The sequence below is a fragment of the Micromonospora sp. NPDC004336 genome (assembly GCF_053602615.1).
Genome location: NZ_JBSGDY010000254.1, coordinates 1 through 6,388, shown reverse-complemented (window position 1 = coordinate 6,388; position 6,388 = coordinate 1). Strand labels below are relative to the sequence as shown.

The window sequence follows — 6,388 nt, the reverse complement described above, 5'->3', positions numbered from 1 at the left end:
GCCGCACTCCGGGGCCGCACACCGGGACGGCACGCCGAAGCCGCACTCCGGGGCCGCACGCCGGGACGGCACGCCGGGGCCGCAGGCCGGGGCGGTCGGGGCGCGTGCCCCGGCCGCCCCGGCGCGGCCGGTCAGCGCATCGTGTCGGTGCGGCGGGCGTCGAGCATGAGCTCGTAGTGCAGCACGCGGCGCTTCGGGGCCGTCTCCAGGTATTCGTAGGCGAGCAGTTCACCGTTCGACGGGTGGAAGACCAGCAGCATCTGCGCCCGCTCCGGGTATTCCCCCGCCGGTGGGACGAGGTCGGCGGTGACGGCCACGCCCTGGCGGCCGGCCCGGTCGACGACCCGGCCGCGCCAGACGAAGCCGGGCTTCTCCGCGAGGATGGTGAGGAGGTCGGCCCGGGTCCGCTTCGGCACCAGGTAGCTGCTGTAGAGGTGGTACGTGCGCATCGCCAGCTCGCCCGCCGGCTTCTCGGACCCGAGCCGGCGCTCGAGTTCCGCCCGGTCGGCCGGCAACGGCCTGCCCTGCGAGTCGCGCGGGATCTCCTGGATCCCTTCCGGCGGCCTGGTGCCCGAGGGGGTGGCGTGGGGCGTCTGCGGCTGCCTAGACCAGTATTCCCGGGATGCCGCGTCGGGGAACTCGGCGCCCAGGACCCGGTCGTCCTGCCACTGCCTGCCGTCGTCCGCCGCCCAGTGGCGGCGTTCCTGCACGAAGTTCATCGTGTGGCCGTTGGGCGACGACATCGCCGCCCCGCCCCAGGACTTGGTGTGGTGGTAGGAGTAGCGGCCACCGGTCGCGTCCTGCGGGCCGTCGACCAGGCGGGCGGCGAGCGCCCGCAGGTGCCGGCCGGCCGGCTCGCCCGCGGCGATCTCGTAGGCCACCGGAACGAGCACGGTCCCGTCGACCGGCTGCGCGGGCACCGCACCGGTGGGCGCCCCGTCCCGGAGCACCTGCGCCACCCCGGCGGAGCCGAGCACGGCCAGCGCGGCGGCCGCGCCGACGAGCATGGCGCGGCGGGACGCGCCGCGCCGCGCCGGGCCGGCCGGGGTCGCGGTCGCGGCCTCCGCGCGGAGGATCAGGTCGTGGGCGGTGCGGGGCGACGGGGGTACGACGGCGTCCCGCGCCGGGTCGGCCGGGCCCAGGAGCTCCCGGATCTGCTGCTTGGTGTGCATGCTGCTGCTCCTCTCAGACGTGGACGGACGCCGGTCGGGCGCCGCGGGCGGGGGCGGGGGCGACCAGGGCGGTGCGCAGTCGGCGCCGGGCCCGGTAGAGCCGCACGGCGGCGGCGGACCGGGTGCAGCCCAGGACGACGGCGGCGTCGCCGACGCTCAGGTCCTCCCAGCCGACCAGCCGGAGGATCTCCTGGTCGGTCTCGGACAGGGTGCACAGCGCCCGGTGCAGGTCGAGCATCGGCACGACGGCGTCGGGTCCGACGATTCGTGCCGGTACGTGGTCCGCCTCGGCGAGCGGCAGCAGGCTCGGGCCGTCGCGCCGGGACCGCCACCGGTTCGCCACGACGTGCCGCGCCACGGCGTAGAGCCAGGGAAGGGCGCGTTCCGGCACCTCGCCGCGCCGCCGCCAGACGACGACGAACACGTCCTGGGCGAGTTCGGCCGCCGCGTCGGCATCGGGGAGCCGACGCATGCCGTATCTGACGATGTCCGGGTAGTGCGCGGCGTAGAGGCTGGTGAACCAGCCCTCGCCCCGCTCACCCACGGGTTTCACTATCGATCTCCCGACCGCAGTTCCTGACAGGGACACCACGTATGTGTCGCGGGCGGGGCGGATCGTTACCGGCAGCCGGGGCGGAAGTCACCGGCCGGGGCGGGAACTCACCGGCCGGGAAGCGGAACGGCCTGTCGGCCGGGGTGGAGGTCACCGACCGGGGTGGGACGGGCTCTCGGCCGGGGCCGCCCGCCCCGGCGGTCGGGGCGGGCGGGGTGGCGTGGGCGCCGCTAGAAGCGGGGCATGCCGCCGAACTGGCGGTCGCCGGCGTCGCCGAGGCCCGGCACGATGAACTTCCGGTCGTTGAGGCCCTCGTCGATCGAGGCGGTGACCAGGCGCAGCGGCAGGCCGGAGCGCTCCAGCCGCTCGATGCCGACGGGGGCGGCGAGCACGCAGAGCACGGTGATGTCGGTGCAGCCCCGGTCGGCCAGCAGTCGGCAGCAGTGCTCCAGGGAGCCACCGGTGGCGAGCATCGGGTCGAGCACCAGCACCGGCAGGCCGCTCAGGTCCCGGGGCAGCGACTCCATGTAGGCGCGCGGCTCGTACGTCTCCTCGTCGCGGGCCAGGCCGACGAAGCCCATCGACGACTCCGGCAGCAGGCCGAGCGCGGCGTCGGCCATGCCCAGGCCGGCCCGCAGCACCGGCACCAGCAGCGGCGGGTTCGCCAGCCGGGTGCCCTCGGTGCCGGTGACGGGCGTCTGCACCGGGTACTTCTCGACGGGGAACGAGCGCGCGGCCTCGTACACCAGCATGGTGGTGAGTTCGTGCAGCGCCGCCCGGAACGAGGAGGAGTCGGTGCGCGCGTCCCGCATGGCGGTCAGCCGCGACTGGGCGAGCGGGTGGTCAATGACGTGTACGTCCACGATCGCTCAACCTACCGGTCCGCGCGCCCCGGCACTGCGGGTGCGGCCCGACCAGCGACGTCGCTCACCACCGGGCCCGCCCGCCCGACCGTGACCAAGATCACGCAGCGGTCGGATGCGTAGACTTCGGGGCATGACGGCGACAGCGACGTCGGCCCGGTCGGAGCTCTCCGAGCTGGGACGATCCGAGACCGCTCTGCGGACCTTCCTGCACGGCCTGCCCGGCGTGGACCAGGTCGGCGCGGAGCAGCGGGCGGCACAGCTCGGCACCCGCTCCATCAAGACCACGGCCAAGGCGCAGGCGATCGACCTGGCGATCCGGATGGTCGACCTGACCACCCTGGAGGGGGCCGACACCCCCGGCAAGGTGCGGGCGCTGGCCGCGAAGGCGCTGCGCCCCGACCCGGCCGACCCGTCCTGCCCGCACGTCGGGGCGGTCTGCGTCTACCCGGCGATGGTCCCGCACGTGGCCGAGGTGCTGCGGGGCAGCGGTGCCGGGTCCGGGCGGCCATCCGGCGGATCGGAACAGGCGAACGGCGCCGCGCCGGCCGGACCTGGCATTGTGCACCTGGCCAGCGTGGCGACCGCCTTCCCGTCGGGCCAGGCGCCGCTGGAGGTCAAGCTCGCCGACACCCGGGCCGCCGTCGAGGCGGGCGCCGACGAGATCGACATGGTGATCAACCGGGGCGCGTTCCTGGCCGGGCGCTACCAGGAGGTGTACGACGAGATCGTCGCCACCAAGGAGGCCTGCGGGGACGCCCACCTCAAGGTGATCCTGGAGACCGGCGAGCTGGCCACGTACGACAACGTGCGCCGCGCCTCCTGGCTGGCGATGCTGGCCGGCGGCGACTTCATCAAGACCTCCACCGGCAAGGTCCCGGTCGCGGCGACGCCCCCGGTGACGCTGGTGATGCTGGAGGCGGTCCGCGACTTCCGGGCCGCGACCGGCCGGCAGGTCGGCGTGAAGCCGGCCGGCGGCATCAAGACCACCAAGGACGCCATCAAGTACCTGGTGATGGTCAACGAGACCGTCGGCGCGGACTGGCTGGACCCGGACTGGTTCCGCTTCGGCGCGTCCAGCCTGCTCAACGACCTGCTCATGCAGCGCACCAAGCTGACGACCGGCACCTACTCCGGTCCCGACTACTTCACCCTGGACTGAGAGCCGATGTTCGAATACGCACCCGCCCCCGAGTCCCGCTCGGTGGTGGACCTCAAGCCCTCCTACGGGCTGTTCATCGACGGACGGTTCGTCGACCCGGCCGACGGCGGCAGCTTCAAGTCGATCAACCCGGCCTCCGAGGAGGTGCTGGGTGAGATCGCCGAGGGCGGCAGCCAGGACGTCGAGCGCGCCGTCCGCGCCGCCCGCACCGCGTACGAGAAGGTCTGGGGTCCGATGCCGGGCCGCGACCGGGCCAAGTACCTGTTCCGGATCGCCCGGCTCATCCAGGAGCGCTCCCGCGAGCTGGCCGTGCTGGAGTCGCTCGACAACGGCAAGCCGATCAAGGAGTCCCGCGACGTCGACCTGCCCCTGGTCGCAGCGCACTTCTTCTACTACGCCGGCTGGGCCGACAAGCTGGAGCACGCCGGGTTCGGGGCGAACCCCCGGCCCCTCGGCGTGGCCGCGCAGGTCATCCCGTGGAACTTCCCGCTGCTGATGCTGGCGTGGAAGATCGCCCCGGCGCTGGCCGCCGGCAACACGGTGGTGCTCAAGCCGGCCGAGACGACCCCGCTGACCGCGCTGCTCTTCGCCGAGATCTGCCAGCAGGCCGACCTGCCCGCCGGCGTGGTCAACATCGTCACGGGCGCCGGCGACACGGGCCGCGCGCTGGTCGAGCACCCGGGCGTGGACAAGGTCGCCTTCACCGGCTCGACCGAGGTGGGCCGGGCCATCGCCCGCTCGGTGGCCGGCACCCGCAAGAAGCTCACCCTGGAGCTGGGCGGCAAGGCGGCCAACATCGTCTTCGACGACGCGCCGATCGACCAGGCGGTCGAGGGGATCGTCAACGGGATCTTCTTCAACCAGGGGCACGTCTGCTGCGCCGGCTCCCGGCTGCTGATCCAGGAGAACGTCGCCGACCGGGTGCTGGAGTCGCTGAAGCGGCGGATGGCCCAGCTGCGCGTCGGCGACCCGCTGGACAAGAACACCGACATCGGCGCGATCAACTCGGCCGCCCAGCTCGCCCGGATCCGGGAGCTGTCCGACGCGGGGTCCGCCGAGGGCGCGGAGCGCTGGTCGCCGCCGTGCGAGCTGCCGGAGCGCGGCTTCTGGTTCGCGCCGACGATCTTCACCGGGGTCACCCAGGCGCACCGGATCGCCCGGGAGGAGATCTTCGGCCCGGTGCTGTCCGTGCTGACGTTCCGCACTCCGGCCGAGGCCGTCGAGAAGGCCAACAACACGCCGTACGGGCTGTCGGCCGGGATCTGGACCGACAAGGGCTCCCGGATCCTGTGGATGGCCGACCGGCTGCGCGCCGGGGTGGTCTGGGCCAACACGTTCAACAAGTTCGACCCCACCTCGCCGTTCGGCGGCTACAAGGAGTCGGGCTACGGTCGCGAGGGCGGCCGGCACGGGCTGGAGGGCTACCTCAATGTCTGAGCGGGTCGCGGTACGCAAGACGTACAAGCTCTTCATCGGCGGGAAGTTCCCGCGCAGCGAGTCGGGACGGTCGTATCTCGTGCAGGACGCCAACGTTTCCCTCGCCTCCCGCAAGGACGCGCGGGACGCCGTCGTCGCCGCCCGCGCCGCCGTCAAGGGCTGGGCCGGGGCGACCGCGTACAACCGGGGTCAGATCCTCTACCGGGTGGCCGAGATGCTGGAGGGCCGGCGCGAGCAGTTCGTCGCCCTCGGCGTGCCCGGCGACGAGGTCGACGCGGCCGTGGACCGCTGGGTCTGGTACGCGGGCTGGTCCGACAAGCTCCCCCAGGTGTACGGCGGCGCCAACCCGGTCGCCGGGCCGTACTTCAACCTGTCGGCGCCCGAGCCGACCGGCGTGGTGGCCGTGGTGGCCCCCGAGTCCCCGGCGCTGCTCGGCCTGGTCAGCGTGATCGCCCCGGCGATCGTCACCGGCAACACGGTGGTGGTGGCGACCTCGCCGACGCAGCCGCTGGCGGCGGTGACCCTGGCCGAGGTGCTCGCCACCTCCGACCTGCCCGGCGGGGTGGTGAACCTGCTCACCGGCCGGATCACCGAGACCGTGCCGGCGCTGGCCGCCCACATGGACGTCAACGCCATCGACCTGACCGGGGTGGCCGACGCCGAGCTGGCGGCCGAGCTGGAGGTGAAGGCGGCGGAGAACCTCAAGCGGGTGCTCCGGCCGGCCCCGGCCGACCACGACTGGACCGCCGACCCGGGCATCACCCGGATGACCAGCCTGCTGGAGACGAAGACGGTCTGGCACCCGAAGGGCGTCTGAGTCACACCCCGGGTGGGGTCTCCGGCCCCCCGGAACCCCACCCCGCCCCCTCCTCCCACCGCACCACCGCAAGATCGCACCGTCGCACCACCGCGCCACCGCAAGATCGCTAGGCCGCACCGCCGCAAGGCCGCACCGCCGCGCCATGCAAGATCGCACCGCCGCGCCGCCGCGCCGCCGCGAGATCGCATCGCCGCGCCGCCGCGCCGCCGCAAGATCGCACAACATCCGGGAAACAGTGGCCTCGGCGCGAGCGGAGGGGACTCTTTCCTGGTTGTAGCGCGATCTTGCGGCGGCGGGACACACCGGAGGCCGGGGGCAGGGCAGGGCGGGGCAGGGCGGGGCGGGGCCGAGCAGCGCGGGGTAGGACCGGGCAGGGCCGGG

Annotated in this window: 6 protein-coding genes; 3 read left to right on the top strand and 3 right to left on the bottom strand. The window is 73.8% G+C overall.

Features of this window, described 5'->3' with window-relative positions; genetic code table 11:
* Positions 1-131 precede the first annotated feature (131 nt).
* The 3 genes from ACWENR_RS29000 to upp form a co-directional block, all read right to left on the bottom strand.
* A complete protein-coding gene (locus tag ACWENR_RS29000; protein ID WP_452280132.1) occupies positions 132-1,172 on the bottom strand; it encodes a CU044_5270 family protein in 1,041 nt (346 codons plus the stop codon).
* A 13-nt stretch (positions 1,173-1,185) separates the two neighbouring features.
* Positions 1,186-1,725: an RNA polymerase sigma factor gene (locus ACWENR_RS28995; RefSeq protein WP_452280131.1), complete on the bottom strand. Its 540-nt coding sequence runs from the start codon at positions 1,723-1,725 to the stop codon at positions 1,186-1,188.
* 230 nt (positions 1,726-1,955) lie between these two features.
* Positions 1,956-2,588 (bottom strand): uracil phosphoribosyltransferase, encoded by a 633-nt coding sequence (gene upp, locus ACWENR_RS28990; RefSeq protein WP_091097998.1) that lies wholly within the window; start codon positions 2,586-2,588, stop codon positions 1,956-1,958.
* A gap of 133 nt (positions 2,589-2,721) precedes the next feature.
* On the opposite strand from upp, the gene deoC reads away from it, so the two are divergent.
* From deoC to ACWENR_RS28975, 3 genes are read left to right on the top strand one after another with little or no spacing between them, the layout of a single operon-like run.
* Complete coding sequence (gene deoC / locus ACWENR_RS28985) at positions 2,722-3,750, top strand: deoxyribose-phosphate aldolase (RefSeq protein ID WP_452280130.1); 1,029 nt, start codon at positions 2,722-2,724, stop codon at positions 3,748-3,750.
* Positions 3,751-3,756: 6 nt separating this feature from the next.
* On the top strand, positions 3,757-5,187 hold the full coding sequence (locus ACWENR_RS28980; RefSeq protein WP_452280129.1) for an aldehyde dehydrogenase family protein: 1,431 nt from the start codon (positions 3,757-3,759) through the stop codon (positions 5,185-5,187).
* The gene (locus ACWENR_RS28975; RefSeq protein WP_452280128.1) at positions 5,180-6,004 is read left to right on the top strand and encodes an aldehyde dehydrogenase family protein; all 825 of its coding nucleotides are present in this window, start codon (positions 5,180-5,182) and stop codon (positions 6,002-6,004) included. Before ACWENR_RS28980 ends, ACWENR_RS28975 begins: the two co-directional genes overlap by 8 nt.
* The last annotated feature ends 384 nt before the right edge of the window (positions 6,005-6,388 follow it).

Coding starts and splice junctions, on each gene's coding strand:
- ACWENR_RS29000 (WP_452280132.1), bottom strand. CDS start 1,172: ATGCACACCAAGCAGCAGATCCGGGAGCTCCTGGGCCCGGCCGACCCG.
- deoC (WP_452280130.1), top strand. CDS start 2,722: ATGACGGCGACAGCGACGTCGGCCCGGTCGGAGCTCTCCGAGCTGGGA.
- ACWENR_RS28980 (WP_452280129.1), top strand. CDS start 3,757: ATGTTCGAATACGCACCCGCCCCCGAGTCCCGCTCGGTGGTGGACCTC.
- ACWENR_RS28975 (WP_452280128.1), top strand. CDS start 5,180: ATGTCTGAGCGGGTCGCGGTACGCAAGACGTACAAGCTCTTCATCGGC.